Below are 22,275 nucleotides of genomic sequence, written 5' to 3' on the forward strand. Positions count from 1 at the left end.
AGGAAACACCAATGCAAACACAGCAAACAACACGTCAAGTCCCACTCACTTTCAGGGTGGTGGGAACGGAGAAGACCATTACCCTCACGGATTTCCACGGAGTGGTGGCCGGCTACACAGGACGGGATCCTGAAGCAGTCCAGCACCACATCGACGAGCTGGCGGCCATTGGAGTAGCGCCGCCGCCGGAGGTACCCATGTTCTACCGCATGGACTCGGACCTGTTCGAGACCTCGGGCGAGCACGACGCATCGGAAAACCTCACGTCCGGCGAGATCGAACCCCTCTACATCCGCCACGAGGGGAAGTTCTACCTGGGCATCGGATCCGACCACACTGACCGCGACATCGAAGCCACCGACATCGGCGATTCCAAGCGGGCGTGCCCCAAGCCGGTCGCCGGTGAGGTGATCGCCGTCGAATCCTTGGAGAACCTCGACCTTGACCAGTGCACTGCACGCTCCTGGGTGGATGGCGAGTTGTACCAGGAAGGCCCGTTGAGCGGCCTCCGCAAGCCGGCCGACGTCGTCGAACGCCTTTTGGCCCGCACCGACATTGGCGACGCCGACTTCATGTGCCTGGGCGGCACCCTGCCCCTGCTGGACGGGAAGTTCGTTGATGGAACTTCCTGGAAGTTGGAGCTCTCATTCCCGAATGGGACCACCATTGAACATAACTACAAAATCAAGAAAGGCTCACTCTGATGAGGACCGGAAAAGAGTACCTGAAGTCCCTGAATGACGGCCGGACGGTGATCCTCGACGGCGAGGTGGTCGGCAACGTCCTGGAGCACCCGGCGTTCGCGAAGGTTGCCCAGACCATGTCCGAACTGTTCGACATTGCGGCCGATCCCGCGAACGGCATGCAGTTCCACTCCGAGGAAATCGACGGACCCGCAAACCGCACCTTTGCCGCGCCCCGCAGCCAGGAAGAGCTGGTCCTGCGCCGCCAGGCCATCGAGAAGTGGGCCAAGCACACCCATGGGTGGGTGGGCCGCAGCCCCGACCACGTTGGCACCTTCTTTGCCGCCTTCGGATCGCACGCGCAGGTCTTCGCGGACGAAAACAGGGACTTCGCCGGCAACGTGGAGCGGTACTACAAGAAGGTCCTCGCCGAAAACCTGTACCTTTCCTACGCGATCATCCCGCCGCAGGTTTCCAGGGCCACCACTGCGTCAGGCTGGGAAGGCGAATACCTGCAGGTCGGCGTCGTGCGCGAAACCGAAGAGGGCATCATTGTCCGGGGCTCGCAGATGCTGGCCACCGGCGCCGCGATCGCCGACGAAGTGTTTGTCACCTGCATCAAGCCGCTGGGACCGGACGACGTCGATTTCGCCGTCAGCTTTGCCATCCCAGTGGCCACCGATGGCCTGAAGCTTTACTGCCGCCGCCCGTTCGCACCGGCCGCCACCAGCGACTTCGACTACCCCCTGACCAGCCACTACGACGAGCCCGACGCACTGGTGGTGTTCGATGACGTGCTGATCCCGTGGGACCGCGTCTTCATCAACCGGAACATCGATACCCTGCGCCGCCAGTTCTTCCACACCGGCGCCCACGCCTTGGGCAACTGGCAGGCCCAAATCCGGTTCTCCACCAAGCTGAAGTTCATTGCCTCCGTGGCCCGCAAGGTCACCCAGGTGAACGGTACGGACAAGATCCCCGGTGTCCAGGAGAAGCTCGGCGAACTCGCGGCCATTGTGCAGTCGGTTGAGTCGGCGGTCCTCGCCGCCGAATACACCGCAACAACGGACGACGCCGGCATGCGGGTGCCCGGAAAGGCGGCACTTTACGGGGCCATGGGCCTGCAGTCCGAAACGTACCCGCGGGTCATCTCGATCCTGCGCGATCTGGTGGGCGGCGGCGTGCTGCAGTTGCCTTCCAGCATCGCGGACATGACCAGCAACGTGACCCGCCCGGACATGGAACGCTACGTGCAGTCCCCGGGCGTCGCCAGCGAGGAACGGGTGAAGCTGTTCAAGCTTGCCTGGGACATCATCGGTTCCGAGTTTGCCGGCCGCCACCAGCAGTACGAAATGTTCTACGCAGGTGCTCCGTTCGTGGTCCGCGGCGCCTACACCTACCGGAACTACGGCTACGACGCACTGGTCGCTGAGCTGGACACGTTCCTGGGTTCCTACAGCATCGACAGCACTGTCAACGGCACGGACGGAGAGTAACCATGGCAAAGCCCGAGTTCGAGTTCACCCCCGTCTCATCGGTGGACTTCGCACCCTGCAACCCGCACATCGAGGGCCTGTCCGAGGCCATCCTGGCGCGGGATTCGGACAACGACAGTGTCACCCGCATTTTGAAGTTCGAGCCCGGAACGGACACCTCTCCCAACGGCGTCCTCACGCATGATTTCTGGGAAGAGGTCTTCATCTTCGAGGGCTCGTTCGTGGACCAGCGCCTCGGCAAGACGTTCAAGGCCGGCGACTGGGCAACCCGTCCCCCGGGAATGGAGCACGGGCCGTGGGTATCCGAGAACGGCGCCAAGATGTTTGAGGTCCGGTACTACACCGATCCGGCACACACCGAGCGGAGCAACTGACATGAGCCTGGCACCAGCCTTCACCATCCCCGATGCCATGGGGATGCGCCGCGCCATGGGCCGCTTCCTCACCGGCGTCGCCGTGGTCACCACCGAGCACGAGGGCGAGCAATACGGGATGACCATCAGTTCGCTGACCTCGATCAGCCTGGAACCACCCATCCTGATGATCTCCTTGAACTTCGGCACCCGGACCGGCGAGGCACTGATGAGCAGCGGCAAGTTCGCCGTTTCCATCCTCGGCGCAAAGCAGGAGTCGGTGGCCCGTCGTTTCGCCGTCCGGGGCGGCGACCGCTTCGGCGACGGCGACTTCGACATCACCGACAACGGCCTTCCGGTCATCAAGGGCGCCCTCGCCCAAGCGGACTGCAGCGTGGTACAGCAGTACGACGTCGGGGATCACCAGGTCTTCTTCGGACAGGTCACCACGTGCCGGGACCGGGACGGCGAGGTGCTCGCGTTCAAGGCCGGCCGCTTCGGCTCATTCTCGGACTTCGGCCACGCAGAAATCCCCTGGATGTTCTAGACCCTGTTAACAAAGAGGTGCCCGGCTCGATGAGCCGGGCACCTCTTTGTACGCCTAGTCGATGGTCAGCTCGCCCATTCGGTCCCAACCGCTGCCTTCGAACTGCCGGCTGATGATGTGGGGAGTCTCCACCAAGGCCTGGGGCATGTCCGCCATGGCCTTCTTGAAGTGCCCGCTGTTGACGTGTGCCTCAGCAGCGTCATCCTGGAATGCTTCCACCAGCACGAACTCATTCGGGTTCTCCACACTGCGGGACCAGTCGAACCACAGGTTGCCGGGCTCGGCGCGGGTCGCTTCGGTGAAGTCGGCCACCAGGTCCAGCCAACGCTCGGACCACTCAGGCTTGACGTTGAACTTAACCACAATGAAGATCACGGGCTGCTGCCTTTCGTTGGACTACTGATCCGTTCCAGTCTTTCAGAGTTAACGCCCGACGGCGGCCCCCACCCGTGGGGACCGCCGTCGAACGCTGTTTTTGGCTTGGTTGTACTACTTGGAGGTGCCCTGCGATACGGAACCCTGCAGCTGGCGCTGGAAGATCACGTAGACAATGAGCACCGGAATGACTGTGACGCTTACGGCCGCGAACAGCGCACCGTAGTCCACCGCGTAGCCCATCTGGCCGGCGAAGGCCGCGAGTTCCTGGGAGAGGACACGCGGACCGGCAGCGTTGATGGACACCGGGATGAGGAACTGGTTCCACAGGCCCAGGAAGTTGAAGATGGCAACCGAGGCGAGGCCCGGCTTGGCCATCGGCAACATGACCTGGAAGAACGTCCGCCACTCCCCTGCTCCATCAAGGGCTGCGGCCTCGGTGATTTCGTGGGGCAGCGACTTGAAGAAGGAGAACAGGAAGAACACGGTGAACGGAAGCGCGAAGCCCACGTAGACCAGGATCAGCCCGGGCAGGGTGTTCAGCAAGCCCATGTTCTTCAGGACGAAGAACAACGGGACCATGGCCAGGAAGATCGGGAAGGTCAGGCCGGCAAGCATCAGGTAGTAGATGGCCCTGCTGCCCGGGAAGGTGTAGCGGGCGAGGACGTAGGCACACATGGCGCCCAGAACCATCACGATCACCAAAGCCACGGCCACAACGATCACCGAGTTCAGGAACGCACTGCCGATCCCGGCTTCACTCCAGGCTTTGACGTAGTTGTCCAGCTTCCATTCGGCCGGCAAGGAGAACGGTGATGCGAAGATCTCGCTGGATGTCTTGAAGGAGGACATGAAGGTCCACAGGAGGGGCAGGATGACGATGAGCGTCCAAATGGTCAACGCCGTGTGCGAAACGGCTCCCACCACTTTGTCGCCCGTCGAGGTGGCCGGTGTCCGCGGCTGGAAGTGCAGCGACTTCATCTCCGGTGTCGAAACTTTGGTACTCATTACAGGCTCACATCCTTATCGCCGCCGGTGAGCTTGTTGACCGCGAAGACCAGGCCGGAGAAGATCAGGGTCGCGATGGCAAGCACAACGCCCATGGCGCTTGCGAGTCCGAACTGCCCCTTGCTGAATGCGGTGAAGAACAGTTGCTGTGCCATGACCAGCGTTGAGTTGTCCGGACCACCGCCGGAATTCAGCGCGGCCATGTAGACGAAGGCATCCAATGCAAGGATGCCCATGTAGATGTAGGCCGTCTGGATGTTGTCGCGGATCAGCGGGATGGTGATGGACACAGCGGTGCGGAAGCGACCGGCGCCATCGATCCTCGCGGCTTCGAAAAGCTCGGCGGGGATGCCCTTGATGCCGGCCACGAACAGCACCATGTAGAAGCCCACGAAGCCCCAGACGATCACGAACATGGTGGCAATCATCGCGGTGTTCTTGTCGCCCAGCCAGGCGAAGTCCTTGAACTGGTCCAGGCCCACTCCGGTGAGGATGCCGTTAAGGAGCCCTCCCGAGGGATCGTAGATCTGCCCCCACATGATGCCGATCGCGATGGCGGGGATGGTGTACGGGAAGAACGAGACCACACGGTAGAAGCTGGAGTTGCGCAGGCCCTTGATCTGGCCCTTGCTGCTGCCGCCAACCGTCACCAGGGACGCAAGTACCAGGCTCAGGATGATGGTGATGATCGGGAGGAAGATGACCAGGAGGATGTTGTTCCCCATGGCCTTCATGAAGATGTCGTCAGTGAAGATCTTGGCGTAGTTCTCAAGGCCGATGAAGTTCTGGTTGGGCGAGAAGCCCGACCAGTCAGTCAATGAATAGCCAAAAGCCTGGATAAAGGGCCAAATCACGAACAACAGGTAGATCGCCAGCGGCAGTCCGAGGAATACCGCAAAGAAACTGACCTTGTCCCACGTCAACGGCTTCCGCCGCCGCTTGATCACCTGCGGTGGGGCGGTCGCCGGAACGACGGCGGCCAGGCCGTCGCCGTTCCGGCTCTGCTGAGTTTTCACTGAAGTCACTTCACTTCGATCTTCTTGACCGAGCTGTCGTTACGGACCTTGTCGGTGATGTTCTGGAGTGCGGAAGTCAGCGTCGCGACGTCGGACTTGCCATCCAGGAAGGTGTTCCAGACAACCAGCTGGTCCTTGTTGGTGCCGTACAGGTCAATGAAGTTCCAGGTGTAGATGTGTTCACCGGCATCACTGAGCATCTTCGTTTGCGAAACCAGGGCGGTGGAACCGAAGCCATCGGCCGGAACAGTGTCCTTGACGATGGTCGGGGCCAACTTGGTCTTGGCGAAGTTGGTGGCTGCCTCCTTGGAGAGCATGATGCGGAGCAGTTCCTTGCCGCCGGCAGCGTTCTTGCCCTGCGAGGGGACAATGAACGGTTCGCCTGCAGCGCTGTGAAGTGCAGTCTGCGGCATCTTGGGGCTGGCAGTCACGGACGGAGCGGGAGTGCCCATCATGTTGAAGCCGGCCTTGGTCTGGTCCTTCATTTCGTTTTCGATCCACGAACCCGAGGGGTAGAACACGGCTTCCTGCGCGTTGCTCCATTGTGCCTGGGCGGCAGTGAACTGGGTGCCCGAACCGCCCGGTTTGAAGAAGCCGGCCTTGACGATCTTGTCCAGCGCAGTGAAGACGGACTGGATGGCCGGGTGCGACCAGCAATCGGCCTTGAGGTTCTCCAAGGCGAGGCGCACCTCGTCGCCGCCTTCCTTGATGGCGGACGCGATGGCCAGTTCCTGGTAGTACGTGGCGGCTTCCTTGCCCCAGACAAACAGGTACTTGCCCTTGGCCTTGGCTTGCTCGCCGAGGGCGTACATCTCATCCCAGGTCTTGGGAACGGTCCAACCGTTTTCCTTGAGGAGGGAATCCGAATACCACACTGCGTAGACGGTGAGCACGTAGTTCAAGGCGGCAAGCTTGCCGTCGAAGGTGCCTGGAGCCAGTACGCCGGTGTACAGGGTGTCCTTGATGACCTTGCCTTCGAGGTTCTTGGCCTCAACAAGGGGGGTGAGGTCCTCGAGCTGGCCGAGGATGGTGCTGAAGCCGATGGCCTTGGCGCCGGAGTTGTCGATCAGGTCCGGCGGGTTGCCACCAACGAAGCGCGGCTGCAGCTCCTGGGCGATGTCAGTGGACGGGGCAATCTTGGCCGTGGAACCCGAGTGGTTCTTTTCGAAGAGCTTGCCCGCGAACTCGACGTAGTCGATGCCGTAGCCGCCCTTGAAGATCACGGCGTCCAGGGTGGCCTTGTCAGCCATGCCGAACGGGTTGGTGTCGGAGACAGTTCCTGTGGGACCTGCGGTTGTTCCACCGCCGCCCGCAGCACATGAAGCAATGGTTCCCCCCATAGGAACGAGGACAGCTGCGGCGAGTGCTCCGCGCAGGAATCCACGGCGACCAACGGACTGGTGCTGAACGTTCATTTCTAAACCCTCCAGTGACTCGTAGTGTCGACTGTTGCGGCAGGAACCGTTCAGTCAGACAGTCTGGGTTGGCGCTCTGGCAGCACCAACCTTCTGTGACATAATTCACCACGAATGATCGAAAATCAATATTTCGCGGCAGTTTCGATCAACATTTGTCAAAGCGTGATCTTTCTACGGACCCTCCGCGAGCGCCTTTCCGCACTCCGTGATCGCCTCCCGGGCGAGCGCCCCCTGCCGCTCAGTTCCCAGTCTTTCCGCCCATTGTTCGGCCAATTGGAACTCCACCATGGCCTCCGTGAGACGGTTTTTACCGCGCAGAAACGACCCCAAGCCCGCGTGCAAAGCAATCATCCAGCGCTTGGTTCGCTCATCGCGGGCGGAGGACGCATATTCCAAGCCGCTCCGCATCCAGACCTCGGCGTTGCCGGAGTCGGCGATGGAGAGCATGTGGAGCGCGTCAGCTTCCTCGAAACGACCCTGCAACCCGATGGCCCGCCCAAGCTGGGTGGCAAGCTCAGCCCGCTCATCGGCGTCGTACATTTCCCCAACCATGGCGGCACGGAACCTGGCTTCGGAAGCCGCCGGATCGCCAAAGTTCCACAAGTGGTCAAGCGTCTTCTGATCCAGCATCAAACTGCTCCTGACCAGCCCATGGCTGTGGTCTCAAGGTATGCAGTATCAATCTATCCCCATGTCAGCAGCATGGGGAGGGCTGTTATGAGGGTGTTACTTCCCGCGCGGAGCGGCCAGCCTGGCCCACCCCAGCTGTTCCTGTTGCTTGCGGCTGAGGGTGGCTACCACCAGGTCGTAGGAGTCCTCCACCATGTCCCGGACCATGTCGTCCGGGAGGGCGCCGTCCAGCCGAACACCATTCCAATGGGTCTTGTTCATGTGCCAGGCACCAGTGATTTCCGGATGGGCCGCCCTGAGCTGTTCGGCCAGCGCCGGTTCACATTTGAGGCTGACCGACCAGTTGTCCGGGTCCATGTAGGACAGGGCAAACATCTTGGCCTCGTGCCGCGCCCCGCCGGCAACAGCTGACCTGACCTTGAAGACGGACGCCTCGGGGCCAAACGGAAAGTCTTCGAAAGCGCCAGGGAAGCCCAGGCAAATCTCGCGCAAACGGGAAACATCCATGGAGTGAGCCTACTGGCGGGACGGCTCCGGAGCGAGCCCTCTTGCGACGCTTATGCGACGCCCTACGGGCGCCCTACGCGACGCCCAGGAAATCCTCCAACAACACCACTTCCAGCCCTGCCGCCAGCTGGGCGGCCCGGAATGCCGCGAGGTCCGCTGCAAACTCGGCCCGGAAATGCATCAGGACAATGTCGCCGGGACGCAGCGAGTCCCCCACCTGGTAGTCCATCTTTCCGGCGTTTGCCTTTGCCTCCCACGTGACCACCGCTTTCAGGCCCGCAGCCGCCACGGCCTGCCGCAACGCGTTTGAATAGGCTCCACCGGGTGGCCGGAACAGCGTGGGCTTGCGGCCATACTGTTGGACCGCGTACTCCTGCATCCCCACGATATCGTCCAGCTGCTGCTGATAGCCCCACTGCCGCACCATGTTGATGTTGTGTGTCACCGTGTGGTTCTCCACCAGGCTGCCCTGGGCCTTGAAGGCATTGAAGAACGCCGGGTTGTCGGCAATGGTGTTTTTGGTGAGGAACAGTGAGGCCGGGTAGTCGTACTCCGCCATGAGCGTCACGGATTCCGGGGTCTTGATGTTCCCGTCATCGATGGTCAGGAACACGATCGGATGCTTGGTGGGGATCTTGGTGATCACCGGCGCGAGCCCGCCGACAATCGGGGGCAATTGGTAGTCCGGGATGAAACTCCGCCGGATTCGCTTCGTCGCGGTCGGTGTTGCTGTTGGTGCGCCTGGAGCAGCCGGAACCTCGGGCGACCCGACGGCGGCATCCGGCGTCAGCGCCGTCGTCGTGCTTTCCGCGCCCTCACCGGGAGTGCACGCGGTGAGGCCGGCCGCGACCGAAGCGCCCACGAGACCGAGGAGAACCCTCCTGCTGGGCATGGAAAAGGGCATTGCAGAGTGGTCGCCAGTCATGGCTGTCCCCCGGGGCTAAAGAGATGAGTCAGCAGCAATCTAGCAGAGGAACCCGTCCCGGGATCACAGACCGTAATGCCAACCTTCACGCGCCGGGCAGGAGTTCACCACGACGTCCAGTCCTGCGTCCCTGGCACGCTGCGTTGCTTGGTCGTCAAAGACGCCAAGTTGCAGCCAGACAGCCTTTGCACCGATCGCAATCGCCTGGTCAATCACGGCCCCCACGCGTTGGGAGTTGACGAAGCAATCCACGACGTCGATGGGGTGTTTGGCGGGCGGAATGTCAGCCAAGGTTTTGTACCCCTTTTCCCCGTGCACGTCCTCGCCCTTGAGGTTGATGGGGATGATCTCCATGCCCATCGTGTCCCGGACGTACAGCGAAACATCGTAGGCGGAGCGCCACTCATTGCTACTCAAGCCCACAATGGCCCACGTGCCTTTTGTTCGCATCAACCGCTCCACGACGGCGGGATCGTTGACGTGCATCATGACCTAAGCCTACTCCTGCGCACAATCGGGCAGCTGGCCGAATAATCTGCATTTTCTGTCCATCCCGGGTTGCCTCAGTCGAATATTACGCACCAATACCCCCGGGTTTTGAGCCAAATGGACCATCGGCTTAAGTGAAGAGTGACCATCCCCGCGGATGAGGGCGACCATCCTTTCTTCGCACCCTTAGCACTGCGCCTGCAATTCCGGGCAAGGAGCATCCATGACTTTTGACGTACCCACACACACCACTTCAGGCGCGACGGCCCCTGAAGCAGGGCTGCTTGACGCGCCCGGCTCACTTCACGGCTCTTCGGGATGGTCCTCGAGCGAGCCAACGGGCGGCGCAGTGCACGGCGCCGATACCGGCGAGCGGGCGCGTCACAGCAGTTTTGACGGCAGTTTTGACGGGAACGGGTCAGCCGTCGGATTCTGGGAAGAGCAGGCGCGCCGCCTGCACTGGGCAGCCCCGTGGCACACGGCCCACACCTGGACTCCGGTTGACGTTGAAGCCAGCCGCGGGCCGGAGATCAGATGGTTCGACGGCGGCAAGCTGAACGTTGCGTACAACTGCGTGGACCGGCACGTGCTCGCCGGAAAAGGTGACAGGGTTGCCCTTTACTTCGAGGGCGAACCCGGTGACCGCCGCGCCATCACCTACGCAGAGTTGCAACGCGAGGTGTCCAAGGCCGCGAACGCACTGATTTCGCTGGGAATCACCAAAGGCGATCGTGTAGTCATCTACCTCCCGGTGATCCCCGAAACCGTGATCATCACCCTGGCCGTGGCGCGCATCGGGGCAGTCCATTCACTGGTGTTTGGCGGGTTCTCTGCCGAGGCATTGCGGTTCCGGGTAGAGGACACCCAGGCGAAACTCCTGGTCACCACCGATGGCCAGTTCCGCCGCGGGGTTGCAGTGCCGGTCAAGGACAACGCCGACGCCGCAGTCTCCGGTGATAACGCCATTGAGCACGTGCTCGTCATCAACCGGACCACACCTGCTGAGGATCTGGGCACCGTAACCATGAAGGAGGGCCGGGACGTCTGGTGGCACGACGTCGTTGATACTGCCTCCGAGGTCCACGAGCCCAAGGCCTTCGACGCCGAGACTCCGCTCTTCATCATGTACACCTCCGGAACCACCGGAAAGCCGAAGGGACTGGTCCACACGTCCGGGGGCTACCTGACGCAGGCATCGTGGAGTTTCGAGTACCTGTTCAGCAACCCCGATCCTGCGCTGCGGGACCAGGACGTCCACTGGTGCACGGCGGACCTTGCCTGGGTCACCGCCCACACCTACGAGATCTACGGTCCGCTGTCCAACGGAGCCACCCAGGTGATCTTCGAGGGCACGCCCAACACCCCGCACCCCGGCCGGCACTTCGAGATCATCGAACGCTACAAGGTCACCCAGTACTACACGGCACCCACGCTGGTCCGCTCCCTCATGGGCTGGTTCCCGGACGGCGTGCCGGACAGCTACGATTTCTCCTCGATCCGGGTGCTGGGAACCGTGGGCGAGGCCGTCAATCCCGAGGCCTGGCGCTGGCTTCGCCACAACATCGGCGGTGGCACTGCGCCCATGGTGGATACCTGGTGGCAGTCCGAGACCGGCGCCACCATCATGTCCCCTTCGCCCACGGACACGTCCTTCAAACCGGGCTGCGCGGCCCGCGCCCTTCCCGGTGTGAGCACACGCGTGGTGGATGAGGCCGGTCGACGCACGGGGCCCGGCGAGCAAGGCTTTATCGTCGTGGACCGTCCCGGCCCCGCCATCGCCAGGACCGTGTGGGGAAACCCTCGGCGGTACTTCGACTCCTATTGGAGCCAGTACGCGGAACAGGGTTGGTTCCTTGCCGGGGACGGCGCCAAATACGATTCCGACGGCGACATCTGGATCCTTGGGCGCGTGGACGACACCCTCAACGTCTCCGGACACCTGCTGTCCACCATCGAGATCGAGTCCGCGTTGGTGTCGCATCCTGATGTGGTGGAAGCCGGGGTCTGTCCGGTGCCCGATCCCACCACCGGGCACGCGGTGGTCGCGTTCGTCGTACTTCGCAGCGGCTCCGGTGAGCGTGAAGCGGAAGTCGCCCACAACCTGCGCAACCACGTTGCCAAGGAGATCGGCCCGATCGCCAAGCCGCGCGACGTCGTCGTGGTGGCGGACGTACCCAAGACCCGCAGCGGCAAGATCATGCGCCGGCTGTTGACCCAACTCTTTGAGGGGACCGCCTTGGGCGATACCACCTCACTCCAAAACGAGCCGGCAATCGCCGGAATCCAGGACGTCCTGCGCGAGCGGGCACTAGTGAAGGAAAATTCATGACCGAGATCAGCAACGTCGCACGACTCTCCGAGCCGCTCAAGTTCGCCTACTGGGTGCCCAACGTTTCCGGCGGCCTGGTGGTCTCCACCATCGAGCAGCGCACCGGCTGGGACTTTGACTACAACAAGAAGCTCGCCCGGATCGCGGAGAACTCCGGCTTCGAATATGCGCTGACCCAGACCCGTTACGCCGCGTCTTACGGGGCCGACAAGCAGCACGAGGCAACATCCTTCAGCCTGGCCCTCCTTGCAGCCACCGAACGACTCAAGGTCATCGCCGCCGTCCACCCGGGGATGTGGCACCCCGGCGTCCTGGCGAAGTACATCATCACCGCCGACCACATCTCCAACGGACGTGCCGCCGTCAATATCGTCTCCGGCTGGCTCAAGAGCGAGTTCACCAACTTCGGCCTCGAATGGCTGGAGCACGACGAACGCTACGTTCGCACCGAGGAATTCATCAACGTCCTCCGCGGCCTGTGGACTGAGCAGGGCTATAGCCAAGACGGCAAGTACTACAACATCACCGACTTCACCCTGAACCCCGCCCCGGTTGCGGTTCCCGGCCGGGCGCACCCGGAAATCTTCTTCGGCGGAAATTCGACGGCGGCCCAGGCCACCGCCGGCCGGGTGGCCGATTGGTACTTCTCCAATGGCAAGGACCTTGAGGGCTTCAAGGAAAACATCGCCGGCGTCGTTGCGGCGGCAGGCGAAACGAAGCGCGGCACCGAAGGCGCCCTTGCTGCGCCGCGGTTCGGCCTCAACGGCTTCGTGATCGCCCGGGATTCAGAGAAGGAAGCCCGCGACACCCTCCGCGAAATCGTAGAGAAAGCACACAAGCCCGCAGTTCAGGGTTTCCGCGACGCCGTGCAGGAAGCGGGCGCCTCCACGAAGGACGGCAAGGGCATGTGGGCCGATTCCACCTTCGAGGACCTGGTCCAGTACAACGATGGCTTCAAAACGCAGCTGATCGGCACTCCGGAGCAGATCGCTGAGCGGATCGTGGAGTACAAGAAGATCGGCGTGAACCTGTTCCTCACCGGCTACCTGCACTTCCAGGAAGAAATCGCGGCCTTCGGCCAGGACATCCTGCCGATCGTCCGCGAACTCGAGGCCGACCTTGCCCGCAGGAACGGCACTGAGCTGGACCTTTCCTCCACACCCGTCGCCGAGTCGGTGGCAGTCTGATGGCTGACCGCACTTTCGGTTTCCGCACCCGCGCGCTTCACGCCGGCGGCACCCCCGACGCCGAGCACGGCGCCCGGGCGGTGCCGATCTTCCAGACCACGTCCTTCGTGTTCAAGGACACCGACGACGCCGCCAACCTGTTCGCGCTGCAGAAGTACGGCAACATCTACTCACGCATCGGCAACCCCACCGTGGCCGCTTTTGAAGAGCGCATCGCTTCCCTCGAGGGTGGCATCGGCGCTGTTGCGACGTCGTCGGGCATGGCTGCCGAGTTCATCACGTTCGCCGCGCTGACCCAGTCCGGCGACCACATCGTGGCCGCATCCCAGCTTTACGGCGGTACGGTCACCCAGCTGGACGTATCGTTGCGCCGCTTCGGTGTGGACACCACGTTCGTGCCGGGAACCGACCCTGCGGACTACGCCGCGGCCATCCAGGAAAACACCAAGGCGCTCTTCGTCGAGGTAGTGGCCAACCCGTCGTCGGAAGTCCAGGACCTTGCCGGGCTGGCCAAGGTAGCGCACGACGCCGGTATCCCCTTGGTGGTTGATGCCACCTTGAGCACGCCTTACCTCGTGCGTCCGATCGAGCACGGCGCCGACATCGTGATCCACTCCGCCACCAAGTTCATCGGCGGACACGGCACCACCCTTGGCGGCGTCATCGTGGAAAGTGGGCGCTTCAACTGGGGCAACGGCAAGTTCCCCATGATGACCGAGCCCGTGCCGTCCTACGGAAACGTCTCCTGGTGGGGCAACTTCGGCGAATACGGCTTCCTGACCAAGCTGCGTTGCGAGCACCTCCGCGACATTGGTCCGGCGCTCTCCCCGCTCTCCGCCTTCCAGCTCCTGCAGGGTGTGGAGACACTCCCCCAGCGCCTGGACGAGCACTTGAAGAACGCGCAGGCCGTCGCGGAATGGCTGGACGCCGATCCGCGGGTTGCCTACGTGAACTACTCCGGCCTGCCATCGCACCCGCACTTCGAACGAGCACAGAAATACTTGCCCAAGGGCCCAGGCTCCGTGTTCTCCTTCGGTGTTGCCGGTGGACGGGCAGCCGGCCAGAAATTCATCGAATCGCTTCAGCTGGCATCCCATCTGGCCAATGTGGGCGATTCACGGACGCTCGTCATACACCCGGGCTCCACCACGCACCAGCAGCTCAGCGCAGCACAACTGGAATCCGCGGGCGTACCGGAAGACCTGGTCCGGATTTCCGTGGGTTTGGAGGACCTGGATGACATCCTCTGGGACCTTGACCAGGCGCTCGCCGAGGCGCAAGCAGCTGTCGAAGTCCCATCAGTAGTAGGAGCGAAAGCATGAGCACCACGGAACGAACCTGGCAGGGCCCTTCCGCTCCCGAGCGCCTGTCGCTCCTGCGCCAGGCCAAATCCATCGCGATCGTCGGCGCCTCGGACAAGCCGTCCCGCGCCAGCTACTTCGTGGCCACCTACCTGCAGTCGTCCACGCGCTACAAGGTGTACTTCGTGAACCCCGTGGTCAAGGAGATCCTGGGCCAGCCGACGTACGCGTCGCTGGCCGATCTTCCCGAGTCCCCGGACATCGTCGACGTTTTCCGTAAACACGACGACCTCCCCGGGGTCCTGGACGAAGCTGTCGCGGCCGGCGCCAAAACCCTGTGGCTCCAGCTGGGTTCCTGGCACGAACAGGTGGCCCGCGATGCTGAGGCGGCGGGCCTCAACGTGGTCATGGACCGCTGCGTGAAGATCGAGCACGCCCGATTCCACGGTGGACTCCACCTGGCCGGCTTCGACACCGGCGTGATCTCCTCCAAGCGCCAGGTCCTCGCCTAAGCGGCACCCCGCCGCAGCAGGTCGTCCCCAAGGCACCCGGCACTAGCGGGTCCAGCTGCCGCCGTGCTTCTTCCACTGCTTCAATTTGTCCGTGATCTCGTTGACCTGCTCCCCGGACCACTGCCTGGGGTAGGACGGCAGTGCTTGGCCCTTGTTCCCGGGTTTGCCGGGCGTCTGCTTGCCCGGTTTGTCCGCCTCAGCCTTGGACATATCGGGCTTGGGCGCAGCGGGACGTTGCAGTTGGTCCTGGCCCGGGCTACCCGGGGCCGGCTTTTCCTGCTGGCCTTTCGCGAAGCCGGACTTGGCCTCATCCGCACCAGGGACATGGGGAGGCTGACCTTCGGGGCCGGGGGCCGGCGCTGGCGCGTTGGCCGCGTCCTGCGCTGGCGTGCTTGGCGCGGCTGGCTCAGCCGGCGCTGGTACGGGGATCGAGGGTGCAGGTGTCGCGGGCGGGAGCGCCGCAGGATCCACCGCGGGCGCTGGCTCGGTGCTGATCTTGGGCGCATCCGGGGCGGGCAGCACAGGCGTGGACGCTGACCAGCGCGGCGCAAAGTTGCCCAGGAGTCCGTCAAAGGACGGGCTGCGGGTGAAGCCCGAACTGGCGGCGGCTACGCCGCTGACGCCCAGTCCCATCGCCGCCACCACAGCAACACTGACGACGGCGGTGCGGTGCTTGTGGCGCCAACGGCGCTTGGAGAGTTCGTCGTGCGGACCGGCCAGCATCGCGGCGAGCTCGGTGCCAGGAGCAGGAGCGGGCACGTTGGCGAATGAACCCAATGAAAGGAGCGCCTGCCGGACATCCGGCGCGTCAGCAAGCTCCGCGTCGAGCATGAGCCCGTCCACGATGGCTTCGCGCTCTGTATCCCTGTATGTCATGGGGCCACGTATTCCTTTACTGCCGAGTGCTCACGGAGGGTAATCAGTGCCCGTCGTTGCAGCTGTTTCACTGCCCCGGCGGATTTCCCCATGATGTCGGCCACCTGTTCCACCGTCAGGCCTGCCACGATGCGCAAGGTCAGGACTTCCCGTTGGTCCTCGCCAAGATGGTCCAACAGCGCCATGACCTCATATGGTGCCAGCCGGTCCAAGGCTTCCGCCTCTGCGGAATTCGATTCGCGGGTATCCCGCTCGGGCTCGAACTCGTGATGATCGGGCGCCCGGAGTTTCTTCCGGTGCTCGTCCACCATGCGTGCGTGGGCGACCGAGAAGATGAAAGTCCGCAGGCCGTTGACGCCTCCGCTCACATCGTCCAGCCGAGGCAGGACCGCCAGGAACACATCCTGCGTGACTGCCTCAGGATCGGGCACGCCTTTGGCTGTCAGGTAACCGAGCACCTGGCCCGCATAGGCCTGGTAGATGGCGCTGAACAGTTCCGCGTTATTGTCCTTGAGTGCGTGAAGCGCTTCGTCGGTCAATGCGTCGGTCACAGGATTTGGGACTTTCGATCGGCGGCAGGTCCGTGGTTGTGGAGCCAGGTCTTCCGCCAAAGCTCGACGGACAACCCCACCAAGGGTAACTGCTCATCCGGACCATCCGTAGGGAAGACCCGCTCGCCTGAGGAAAACTCCCCCGGGCAAAGAAGAGCCGAGCTGGAACATGATGGGGGACAAATTCCAGCTCGGCCCTTTCAATGACGTAATCGTCAGGGGACGCCAAAGGGTTACGCGGGGTACGAATCTTTTTTAAGGAATTTTCTGAGGGGGTTTGCCAGGCCGGTATCCGGGCAGTGGTGGTGCTTGTGATTGGTAGCTGTGGCCTGTGGGTGTGGTGATTTTGAGCGTGTGCCGGTTTCCTGCTTCGGGTGTGGACGTCCAGCCGGGGATTTCTTTGGTGTGGTTGCAGGCTTCGCAGAGCCCGGCCCCGTTGTAAACGGTGGTGGGACCGTCTGAGTGCCACGGGACGATGTGGTCCAGGTGTCGGATGGGTGCGTCGCAGTAGGGGGTGCGGCAGGTGTTGTCGCGTGTTTCGATGAAGCGTCGTATTCCGGGTGGGAAGAAGCGTGCCCGTGAGTCGGTGGCGAGTAGTTCACCGGTTCGCGGGGCGGTGTAGAGCCTGCGGACCCAGACGTTGAAGTCCTGGTAGTAGGCCCCGGGCCCTTCGCCGTCTTGCCTGTTGCTGAGCAGTTCCCTGGCCCAGCCGGCGGGGACGATCCCGTAGCCGTTCAGCCGTGCCGGTTCCGGGTCGCCCGCCAGGAGGGTCCGGTCGGTCATGACAAGTTGCAGGTCGATGCCCGTGTACCCGGCCGCGGTGCCGGTGATCCGCTCCACCAGGGTGTCGGCCATGACCTGGCCCTTGGACCGGGTATCACCGGCGGACCGGGCTGTGCCGGCGGCGCGCGTGAGTGCCCCGAAGACTGCGACTCCTTGGGCGACGGGCAGCAAGGCGGTCAGGTAGGTCATGGTGTCCGGCGCCGGGCGGAGGCTGACATACCGTTCTGAGGCGGCGTGCGCTGCGCGTTCGGTGACCGTTCGGGGATCACGCCGGTACGCCGCGGCTTTGACGGCGGCGGTGATGGCTTTGTCTCCTGCACCGTCGAAGGTCCCGGTGTCGGGGGCGAGTTCGGCATCCACCGCGCCCCGGTCCTCCACGGACAAGCACGCCGTTTCCTTGACCAGCAGAGTTGCCCTCCACTCGTTCAACTGACCTGACTCCAGCGCGGCCATGGTGTGCGGCATCTCCGTGACCAGAGCCTTGGCCAGGCCCAGCAGCCGGGAGCCTTTGTTTGGTGACTCCCGCCGGGCCAACGCCACCTGCGCCCCAATACCCTTGCCCCGCTCCGAAGCCGGGATACCTTTCTCTGCCTGCTCCTGCCGCTGGGCCAGGTCAAACGCCACGGCGATCTTGGCCTGCAAACTCGAGATGGCCGACTTCATATCCTCCAGCACCCGCAACTGCTGGATCAGATCACCACTGACCGTGCCCTCTGGCCCACGGTCAAGGCCTGCCGCAAGCACTGCGGAAGCAGCAGGCACCGGCGCAGCTATAGCTACCCCACCTGCTTGCTGTTCCCGTACCTGCTCCATGACAACACTCTCCCAGCAGGCACCGACAAAATAGAGCCACCAGGCTGGGCACGACGTTGGTCAGGAAGTTCCCTGTTCGTGGATCATCCACTGCGCCGCGCGAATGATGGCTTGATCACCGGACTCCGTCCGAAGACCCGCGATGTCCGAGCGTGTGACCGCAGCACCCTCGAAAAGGCTGATGATGGCCGAGGCAACCCCCTCCACCTCTGCCTCCGGGAGGCTTGGCCTGCCTCGCCGCACCACACCCTGGACGTGCCCCGAATACTGCTCGTAGAAGGCCCTGAGGGCAGCGGCTGCCTGCTCGTCCGAAGCGGCGAGGGCCCAGATCTCGAGGTGCATCTTGACGTCTGCCAAACGCGAATGCTCGTGGATCAGGGCCGTTAAAAGACGGTCGGAATCGTCCCGGGTCAGTCCACCACCTGCCCCGGGATCGAGATCCAGCCCAGCGACTTCCGTCAGCCGGTGCAGCGACCGTTCAAGTGTTCTCTCAAGGACAGCCCGAATGAGGTCGGCCCGGGTGGGAAAGTAGTGCTGCAGGTGCCCGATCCGTACGCCGGCGGCAGCGGCAAAGTCCCGCATCGCAGCGTTGGCGTTGCCCTTGGTGACCAGGACTTCTTCAGCAGCGTCCAGCAGCGCCGCTTTCCTCAGGGCGCCCTTGCTTTCGGTCATGACCTCAATATTGTCACACTGTGTGCTTCCATTTCCGCGAGGCGAGAGAGCGGATCAGGCGCGGATTCGGGGAAGGAAACACCCGGTCGGGCGCCCTCTGCAAGCACCGTCTGCAACCCGAGCAAGCCGCCCAGCGCCGTGAGGTGCGCTAGTCCTTGGGGATCGGAAATGACAGCAGTCCTCGCTCCATTCGGGCCCTCCACATCCACCCGGATGTGCGCGGTTCCGCCTGCACCGGGCGAATACAGCAAGGATCGACGCAGCGGCGTCCACCGCTCACCGCTCCCCCAGCGGAACAGTCCCACCGCACGGGCGGCGAGCAACGCCGTCGTCGATGCGTTAGAACTGAACCCGATCCTGGTAGCCACCGAGCCCGCGCCGATGGTCAGCGGCAGGGTGAACTGCTCAGGGGTGTCCAGCCGCGCCACTTTGGTGCGGTGCCCGGCGATCTCCACCCAGCGCGCATCCGTCAACGGGCTGACGACGGCGGCCTGGCCGCGTTTGCGTACTTCGAAGTCCAGTCCCAGCCGGTCCATGAAGTCCACGGAGTCGACTCCGGCTTGGTCGTTGATGTCGTAGCGGATGGCGATATCAATCTGGTCCGCACCGCCGGCCTCTCGCGCCAAGGCTGCGGCGACGATGTTGGTGACTCCGCCCATCCATCCGGAGCTCAGCAATACGGGAGCCGTCGGATGGAGAAGGGTTGCCCGAGTGACTGCCCTGGTGACCCGGCTGGTCCAACGCGTGACATCCACGTAGGGAATTCCGGAAATGGCGGCGGCGCGAAGGACCCTGTCGTCGGGGTCATTTACGGTGCTGATCACAGCCCTGACCTTGGCCGCGAAGGGTTCGGGGTGGTTGAGGTCCCACTTCCTGACCGTCACATTCCCGCTGGCCAAGTGGCTGCCACGGGCCGGGTTTCTGCCGGTGAGGAGCAGGGGCCATTCTTTCGGGGCAAGCCGGGTCAGCGCTGTGCCGACGGTGCCGTATCCGCCCACGATCAGCACTGGACCGGCGGTATCAAGTTCAAGGAGATCATTCATGAAAATTATTATAGGTCATTTGACCTAGAAATCCCGTTGGGGTGGGCCTGTAGCCCATGGCCGGGCCGGAGTAGGCTGCACTTATCTGCCGGAGCAATACCCCTGAGTAGGCAAAGGAGAGTCATGACACTTCCTCCGATCCACGAGCCCGAACCGTTTCCCCCGGATCCCGGGCCCGTGCCGCCACCGCCGGATCCCACCACCCCGTTCCCCCCAAGCCCCATCCCGGATCCCAATCCCACACCGGGCCCGACGCCCACTCCCGATCCAGGCCCCGTGCCGCCGCACCCGAACCCGGACCCCACCTTCTGACGCTCCTGGATTAAATACGACGGCGGCCGGTTGCCTGGGTGGGCAACCAGCCGCCGTCGGAGTTTAAGTCGCTTAGGCGACGGCCCTCTTGATGAGTTCCACGATCTTCGCTTCAACCTCCGGCGTGATCTCCTTGAGGGCAAAAGACGTAGGCCACATGGGTCCGTCGTCGAGGGCGGCGTTCTCTTCGAAGCCGAGCGTCGCGTAGCGGCTCTTGAATTTGTCTGCGCTCTTGAAGAAGACAATGTTCTTCCCGTCCTTGGCGTAGGCCGGCATGCCGTACCAGGTTTTGGGGGTCAACTCCGGGGCATGCTCCTTGACGATTTCGTGGAGGCGCTTGGCCATGGCCTGGTCCGATTCGGGCATTTCGGCGATTTTCGCCTGGACGTCCGCCTCTCCATCTGCGTTGGACTGCTTTTTCCTGGCGGTCTTCTTCAGTTCCTGCGCGCGCTCCTTCATTGCCGAGCGTTCATCATCGCTGAATCCGTCGTAGGACTTGGTCTTGTCAGCTGTTCCTGTCCCAGCCATTTCGCGGCCCCCTGATCTGTTGGACGTTGTTTGGATACCTCAACGGTAGGTGCGGCTTGCGCCGGATGCTTCTCCGATCCCGCTCGCTTGCCGGTGCGGCAGTCTTGAGGTTTTCCTGAGGAACTGTTGCAGGTTTGCACGAGTGATTCTTGAGGGTGGCCCGGCAGAGTAGTTACCAAGCCCCGCCGGGTCTGATCGGATTCTTCAACCCCAGCCCGATCAGGCCCGGCGCGAAACACCAGAAGGAGGATGACCACCATGACCACGCAGAACAGTGTCCTGCGCAGCCTGGTGATCGCCGCCGTCGTTATTCTTGGCCTGGTGGGGGCGCCGGCAGCGGCGTTTGCCGCGTTCAGCGACACCGACCAAAGCGCCTCGCAGTTCTCCACCGCCAGCCTCGCCGCACCGGCAACGGCGAACGTGTCCATGAGCTGTTCGCTCGGTATCCGGGCCACTGTCACTGTCAATTCCTTCGGGGCAGTAGCCAACGCGAACTACCACGACATCAAACTCTTCAACCGCTCCGGGACACTCGAGTTCACCGGTGACCTCAGCAAAGCCAGCGGAAAGACCTACACCTCCGGCTACCAAGTGATCGGAACCTGGACGTACGAAATCCGCGGCTACTACAAGGTCCCGGGCACCACCAATGTCTGGACGGGCAAAGTCCTCAAGGGCACGCTGACCTGCTGACCCGGCGGGCACCCACACACTCCAACGGCCCCGACACGCTTATGCAGATGGCGTATCGGGGCCGTTGGCCTTTTGCGTTCCGGGCTAGGAGAACCGGCCCGGCCGGAACGTAGCGAACATGGGGTGCTTGTCCCCGGTCAGGATCTCACCGGAAAGCAATTCGCCTGCGATGAGGCCCAGAGTGGCACCTGAGTGGGTGAAAGCTACGAAGCAGCCCGGTACCTGGCCGAGTTCCCCGAAGACGGGTTCGCCGTCGCCCGGGATTGGCTTGTACCCGATCTTCCACGATGCAGGCTTAAGCTCGGGGTTTCCCGCGATCAGCCTGGACGACTCGTCTGCCAATTCCTGGACGACATCATCAGGGATGGTGAACGAACCGTCCGCATGCTCCGTGATGTGCTCTTCATACCAGTCGTGGTCCAAGGCAAAAGTGTTGCCCGGGTTAGGTCGCACGGCGGCGCGCGGCGTATTCATCACTGCGGCGACCTGGTGCTCAACGGGCTTGGTAACAACAAGCATGGAGACCGGCGAACCGTTCGGTATCTCGACGCCGAGCGGCCTCACGACGGCGGGCGTTGCAGCGCCGCAGGCTACGAGCACGGCGTCCGCCGGGTACGTTGCACCTCCGGCGGTTTCGACGCCGGTGGCCCGGCCGCCGTCGACCATCACCGAGGCTTTGCCTGCATTGAGGACCAGCCGGCCGCCAAGGGCGTGGAATTCTTCCATCAGGAAGTTCACCAAATCCGGCAGGCTGACCCAGCCCTCGCCGGGATTGAAGATTGCGTTCTCCGGGACGGCACTGGCGTCGATCCCGGGAGTAGCCGAGGCAATCTCTTCCGGCGCCAGGAGCCTGGAGTCGTAGCCGATTGACGTCTCGTAGGCGTGCCGGGCTTTGGTGACTTCGCTTTGACCGGCGGAGTTCCACATGAGGCCGCCGCCGAACTGAAGCCATTCACGGTTGGGATCGGCGGCGAAGAGCGTGCGGTACCGGTCAACGCCGGCCATGCGCAACTGGTGATAGGGAGTGGAGCGCTCTCCAGCAGAGTTGAGCCAGGACAGGGAACGGCCGGAAGCCTCGCTGGCCAGGCCCTGCTCGGTCAAAAGGGTAACGGTTGCACCTTGGCGGAGCAGGTGCACCGCGGTGGAGACGCCCAGGATGCCGCCGCCAATGACGGCGACATGCTTGGTAACGGTGGAAGACATGCGTGATCTCTCTTTCAGGTTCTGG

25 protein-coding genes are annotated in these 22,275 nt (G+C 63.1%); 10 read left to right on the forward strand and 15 right to left on the reverse strand.

The features are described 5' to 3' along the window. Positions 1–11: 11 nt before the first annotated feature. From ABHM97_RS11270 to ABHM97_RS11285, 4 genes are read left to right on the forward strand one after another with little or no spacing between them, the layout of a single operon-like run. A complete protein-coding gene (locus tag ABHM97_RS11270; protein WP_349470723.1) occupies positions 12–704 on the forward strand; it encodes a DUF2848 family protein in 693 nt (230 codons plus the stop codon). Then, a complete protein-coding gene (locus ABHM97_RS11275; protein WP_349470724.1) occupies positions 704–2,179 on the forward strand; it encodes a 4-hydroxyphenylacetate 3-hydroxylase family protein in 1,476 nt (491 codons plus the stop codon). Before ABHM97_RS11270 ends, ABHM97_RS11275 begins: the two co-directional genes overlap by 1 nt. Positions 2,180–2,181: 2 nt before the next feature. After that, the gene (locus tag ABHM97_RS11280) at positions 2,182–2,553 is read left to right on the forward strand and encodes a cupin domain-containing protein (protein ID WP_349470725.1); all 372 of its coding nucleotides are present in this window, start codon (positions 2,182–2,184) and stop codon (positions 2,551–2,553) included. Position 2,554: 1 nt separating this feature from the next. Further along, entirely contained in the window at positions 2,555–3,079 is a 525-nt protein-coding gene (locus tag ABHM97_RS11285; protein WP_349470726.1) for a flavin reductase family protein, read from the forward strand. A gap of 54 nt (positions 3,080–3,133) precedes the next feature. On the opposite strand, the gene ABHM97_RS11290 is transcribed toward ABHM97_RS11285, so the two are convergent. The 8 genes from ABHM97_RS11290 to ABHM97_RS11325 all read right to left on the reverse strand — a co-directional run bounded on the left by ABHM97_RS11290 (position 3,134) and on the right by ABHM97_RS11325 (position 9,447). Next, positions 3,134–3,454, reverse strand: coding sequence for a putative quinol monooxygenase (locus tag ABHM97_RS11290; protein WP_349470727.1), 321 nt, complete (start codon positions 3,452–3,454; stop codon positions 3,134–3,136). Positions 3,455–3,568: 114 nt separating this feature from the next. Beyond that, complete coding sequence (locus tag ABHM97_RS11295) at positions 3,569–4,462, reverse strand: carbohydrate ABC transporter permease (RefSeq protein ID WP_235521274.1); 894 nt, start codon at positions 4,460–4,462, stop codon at positions 3,569–3,571. Further along, positions 4,462–5,478 (reverse strand): carbohydrate ABC transporter permease, encoded by a 1,017-nt coding sequence (locus ABHM97_RS11300; protein ID WP_235521276.1) that lies wholly within the window; start codon positions 5,476–5,478, stop codon positions 4,462–4,464. Before ABHM97_RS11300 ends, ABHM97_RS11295 begins: the two co-directional genes overlap by 1 nt. A gap of 5 nt (positions 5,479–5,483) precedes the next feature. Further along, on the reverse strand, positions 5,484–6,893 hold the full coding sequence (ngcE, locus tag ABHM97_RS11305; protein ID WP_235521278.1) for an N-acetylglucosamine/diacetylchitobiose ABC transporter substrate-binding protein: 1,410 nt from the start codon (positions 6,891–6,893) through the stop codon (positions 5,484–5,486). Positions 6,894–7,067: 174 nt separating this feature from the next. Further along, positions 7,068–7,526: a hypothetical protein gene (locus tag ABHM97_RS11310; RefSeq protein WP_349470728.1), complete on the reverse strand. Its 459-nt coding sequence runs from the start codon at positions 7,524–7,526 to the stop codon at positions 7,068–7,070. Positions 7,527–7,622: 96 nt separating this feature from the next. Beyond that, positions 7,623–8,033 carry an MmcQ/YjbR family DNA-binding protein gene (locus ABHM97_RS11315; RefSeq protein ID WP_235521282.1) on the reverse strand — a complete coding sequence of 137 codons (411 nt, stop codon included), beginning with the start codon at positions 8,031–8,033 and terminating at the stop codon, positions 7,623–7,625. A 73-nt stretch (positions 8,034–8,106) separates the two neighbouring features. Further along, complete coding sequence (locus ABHM97_RS11320; RefSeq protein WP_349470729.1) at positions 8,107–8,925, reverse strand: polysaccharide deacetylase family protein; 819 nt, start codon at positions 8,923–8,925, stop codon at positions 8,107–8,109. Between the two features lie 96 nt (positions 8,926–9,021). After that, complete coding sequence (locus ABHM97_RS11325) at positions 9,022–9,447, reverse strand: CoA-binding protein (RefSeq protein WP_235521288.1); 426 nt, start codon at positions 9,445–9,447, stop codon at positions 9,022–9,024. A gap of 223 nt (positions 9,448–9,670) precedes the next feature. On the opposite strand from ABHM97_RS11325, the gene acs reads away from it, so the two are divergent. The 4 genes from acs to ABHM97_RS11345 are packed head-to-tail and all read left to right on the forward strand — an operon-like array spanning position 9,671 to position 14,776. Beyond that, positions 9,671–11,776 (forward strand): acetate--CoA ligase, encoded by a 2,106-nt coding sequence (gene acs / locus ABHM97_RS11330; RefSeq protein ID WP_349470730.1) that lies wholly within the window; start codon positions 9,671–9,673, stop codon positions 11,774–11,776. Then, positions 11,773–12,963, forward strand: a complete 1,191-nt coding sequence (gene sfnG / locus ABHM97_RS11335; protein WP_235521292.1) for a dimethylsulfone monooxygenase SfnG — start codon at positions 11,773–11,775, stop codon at positions 12,961–12,963. The genes acs and sfnG overlap by 4 nt, the downstream gene beginning before the upstream one ends. Beyond that, on the forward strand, positions 12,963–14,285 hold the full coding sequence (locus ABHM97_RS11340; protein WP_349470731.1) for an O-acetylhomoserine aminocarboxypropyltransferase/cysteine synthase family protein: 1,323 nt from the start codon (positions 12,963–12,965) through the stop codon (positions 14,283–14,285). Before sfnG ends, ABHM97_RS11340 begins: the two co-directional genes overlap by 1 nt. Then, positions 14,282–14,776 (forward strand): CoA-binding protein, encoded by a 495-nt coding sequence (locus tag ABHM97_RS11345; RefSeq protein ID WP_235521295.1) that lies wholly within the window; start codon positions 14,282–14,284, stop codon positions 14,774–14,776. The genes ABHM97_RS11340 and ABHM97_RS11345 overlap by 4 nt, the downstream gene beginning before the upstream one ends. Before the next feature lie 42 nt (positions 14,777–14,818). Here ABHM97_RS11345 and ABHM97_RS11350 read toward each other — a convergent pair whose 3' ends face one another. The 5 genes from ABHM97_RS11350 to ABHM97_RS11370 all read right to left on the reverse strand — a co-directional run bounded on the left by ABHM97_RS11350 (position 14,819) and on the right by ABHM97_RS11370 (position 19,514). Next, on the reverse strand, positions 14,819–15,652 hold the full coding sequence (locus ABHM97_RS11350; RefSeq protein ID WP_235521419.1) for a hypothetical protein: 834 nt from the start codon (positions 15,650–15,652) through the stop codon (positions 14,819–14,821). Continuing rightward, positions 15,649–16,203, reverse strand: coding sequence for an RNA polymerase sigma factor (locus ABHM97_RS11355; protein WP_235521296.1), 555 nt, complete (start codon positions 16,201–16,203; stop codon positions 15,649–15,651). The genes ABHM97_RS11350 and ABHM97_RS11355 overlap by 4 nt, the downstream gene beginning before the upstream one ends. Positions 16,204–16,458: 255 nt before the next feature. Next, positions 16,459–17,799, reverse strand: coding sequence for an HNH endonuclease (locus ABHM97_RS11360; RefSeq protein WP_349470732.1), 1,341 nt, complete (start codon positions 17,797–17,799; stop codon positions 16,459–16,461). A gap of 60 nt (positions 17,800–17,859) precedes the next feature. Further along, positions 17,860–18,471: a TetR/AcrR family transcriptional regulator gene (locus ABHM97_RS11365; RefSeq protein ID WP_349470733.1), complete on the reverse strand. Its 612-nt coding sequence runs from the start codon at positions 18,469–18,471 to the stop codon at positions 17,860–17,862. Further along, positions 18,468–19,514, reverse strand: a complete 1,047-nt coding sequence (locus ABHM97_RS11370) for a saccharopine dehydrogenase family protein (RefSeq protein WP_349470734.1) — start codon at positions 19,512–19,514, stop codon at positions 18,468–18,470. Before ABHM97_RS11370 ends, ABHM97_RS11365 begins: the two co-directional genes overlap by 4 nt. Positions 19,515–19,637: 123 nt before the next feature. Here ABHM97_RS11370 and ABHM97_RS11375 point away from each other — a divergent pair, with 123 nt between their 5' ends. Then, on the forward strand, positions 19,638–19,826 hold the full coding sequence (locus tag ABHM97_RS11375) for a hypothetical protein (protein ID WP_235521300.1): 189 nt from the start codon (positions 19,638–19,640) through the stop codon (positions 19,824–19,826). A 72-nt stretch (positions 19,827–19,898) separates the two neighbouring features. On the opposite strand, the gene ABHM97_RS11380 is transcribed toward ABHM97_RS11375, so the two are convergent. After that, positions 19,899–20,354, reverse strand: a complete 456-nt coding sequence (locus ABHM97_RS11380; RefSeq protein ID WP_349470735.1) for an iron chaperone — start codon at positions 20,352–20,354, stop codon at positions 19,899–19,901. Positions 20,355–20,612: 258 nt separating this feature from the next. On the opposite strand from ABHM97_RS11380, the gene ABHM97_RS11385 reads away from it, so the two are divergent. Then, a complete protein-coding gene (locus ABHM97_RS11385; protein ID WP_349470736.1) occupies positions 20,613–21,047 on the forward strand; it encodes a hypothetical protein in 435 nt (144 codons plus the stop codon). 84 nt (positions 21,048–21,131) lie between these two features. Here ABHM97_RS11385 and ABHM97_RS11390 read toward each other — a convergent pair whose 3' ends face one another. After that, positions 21,132–22,250 carry an NAD(P)/FAD-dependent oxidoreductase gene (locus tag ABHM97_RS11390; RefSeq protein WP_235521303.1) on the reverse strand — a complete coding sequence of 373 codons (1,119 nt, stop codon included), beginning with the start codon at positions 22,248–22,250 and terminating at the stop codon, positions 21,132–21,134. Positions 22,251–22,275: the final 25 nt, after the last annotated feature.

It is taken from the genome of Paenarthrobacter sp. CAP02 (genome assembly GCF_040137855.1).
Lineage (GTDB): Bacteria > Actinomycetota > Actinomycetes > Actinomycetales > Micrococcaceae > Arthrobacter.

Coding starts and splice junctions, on each gene's coding strand:
- ABHM97_RS11270 (WP_349470723.1), top strand. CDS start 12: ATGCAAACACAGCAAACAACACGTCAAGTCCCACTCACTTTCAGGGTG.
- ABHM97_RS11275 (WP_349470724.1), top strand. CDS start 704: ATGAGGACCGGAAAAGAGTACCTGAAGTCCCTGAATGACGGCCGGACG.
- ABHM97_RS11280 (WP_349470725.1), top strand. CDS start 2,182: ATGGCAAAGCCCGAGTTCGAGTTCACCCCCGTCTCATCGGTGGACTTC.
- ABHM97_RS11285 (WP_349470726.1), top strand. CDS start 2,555: ATGAGCCTGGCACCAGCCTTCACCATCCCCGATGCCATGGGGATGCGC.
- ABHM97_RS11295 (WP_235521274.1), bottom strand. CDS start 4,462: ATGAGTACCAAAGTTTCGACACCGGAGATGAAGTCGCTGCACTTCCAG.
- ngcE (WP_235521278.1), bottom strand. CDS start 6,893: ATGAACGTTCAGCACCAGTCCGTTGGTCGCCGTGGATTCCTGCGCGGA.
- ABHM97_RS11310 (WP_349470728.1), bottom strand. CDS start 7,526: ATGCTGGATCAGAAGACGCTTGACCACTTGTGGAACTTTGGCGATCCG.
- ABHM97_RS11315 (WP_235521282.1), bottom strand. CDS start 8,033: ATGGATGTTTCCCGTTTGCGCGAGATTTGCCTGGGCTTCCCTGGCGCT.
- ABHM97_RS11320 (WP_349470729.1), bottom strand. CDS start 8,925: ATGCCCAGCAGGAGGGTTCTCCTCGGTCTCGTGGGCGCTTCGGTCGCG.
- ABHM97_RS11325 (WP_235521288.1), bottom strand. CDS start 9,447: ATGATGCACGTCAACGATCCCGCCGTCGTGGAGCGGTTGATGCGAACA.
- acs (WP_349470730.1), top strand. CDS start 9,671: ATGACTTTTGACGTACCCACACACACCACTTCAGGCGCGACGGCCCCT.
- sfnG (WP_235521292.1), top strand. CDS start 11,773: ATGACCGAGATCAGCAACGTCGCACGACTCTCCGAGCCGCTCAAGTTC.
- ABHM97_RS11340 (WP_349470731.1), top strand. CDS start 12,963: ATGGCTGACCGCACTTTCGGTTTCCGCACCCGCGCGCTTCACGCCGGC.
- ABHM97_RS11345 (WP_235521295.1), top strand. CDS start 14,282: ATGAGCACCACGGAACGAACCTGGCAGGGCCCTTCCGCTCCCGAGCGC.
- ABHM97_RS11350 (WP_235521419.1), bottom strand. CDS start 15,652: ATGACATACAGGGATACAGAGCGCGAAGCCATCGTGGACGGGCTCATG.
- ABHM97_RS11360 (WP_349470732.1), bottom strand. CDS start 17,799: ATGGAGCAGGTACGGGAACAGCAAGCAGGTGGGGTAGCTATAGCTGCG.
- ABHM97_RS11365 (WP_349470733.1), bottom strand. CDS start 18,471: ATGACCGAAAGCAAGGGCGCCCTGAGGAAAGCGGCGCTGCTGGACGCT.
- ABHM97_RS11370 (WP_349470734.1), bottom strand. CDS start 19,514: ATGAATGATCTCCTTGAACTTGATACCGCCGGTCCAGTGCTGATCGTG.
- ABHM97_RS11375 (WP_235521300.1), top strand. CDS start 19,638: ATGACACTTCCTCCGATCCACGAGCCCGAACCGTTTCCCCCGGATCCC.
- ABHM97_RS11380 (WP_349470735.1), bottom strand. CDS start 20,354: ATGGCTGGGACAGGAACAGCTGACAAGACCAAGTCCTACGACGGATTC.
- ABHM97_RS11385 (WP_349470736.1), top strand. CDS start 20,613: ATGACCACGCAGAACAGTGTCCTGCGCAGCCTGGTGATCGCCGCCGTC.
- ABHM97_RS11390 (WP_235521303.1), bottom strand. CDS start 22,250: ATGTCTTCCACCGTTACCAAGCATGTCGCCGTCATTGGCGGCGGCATC.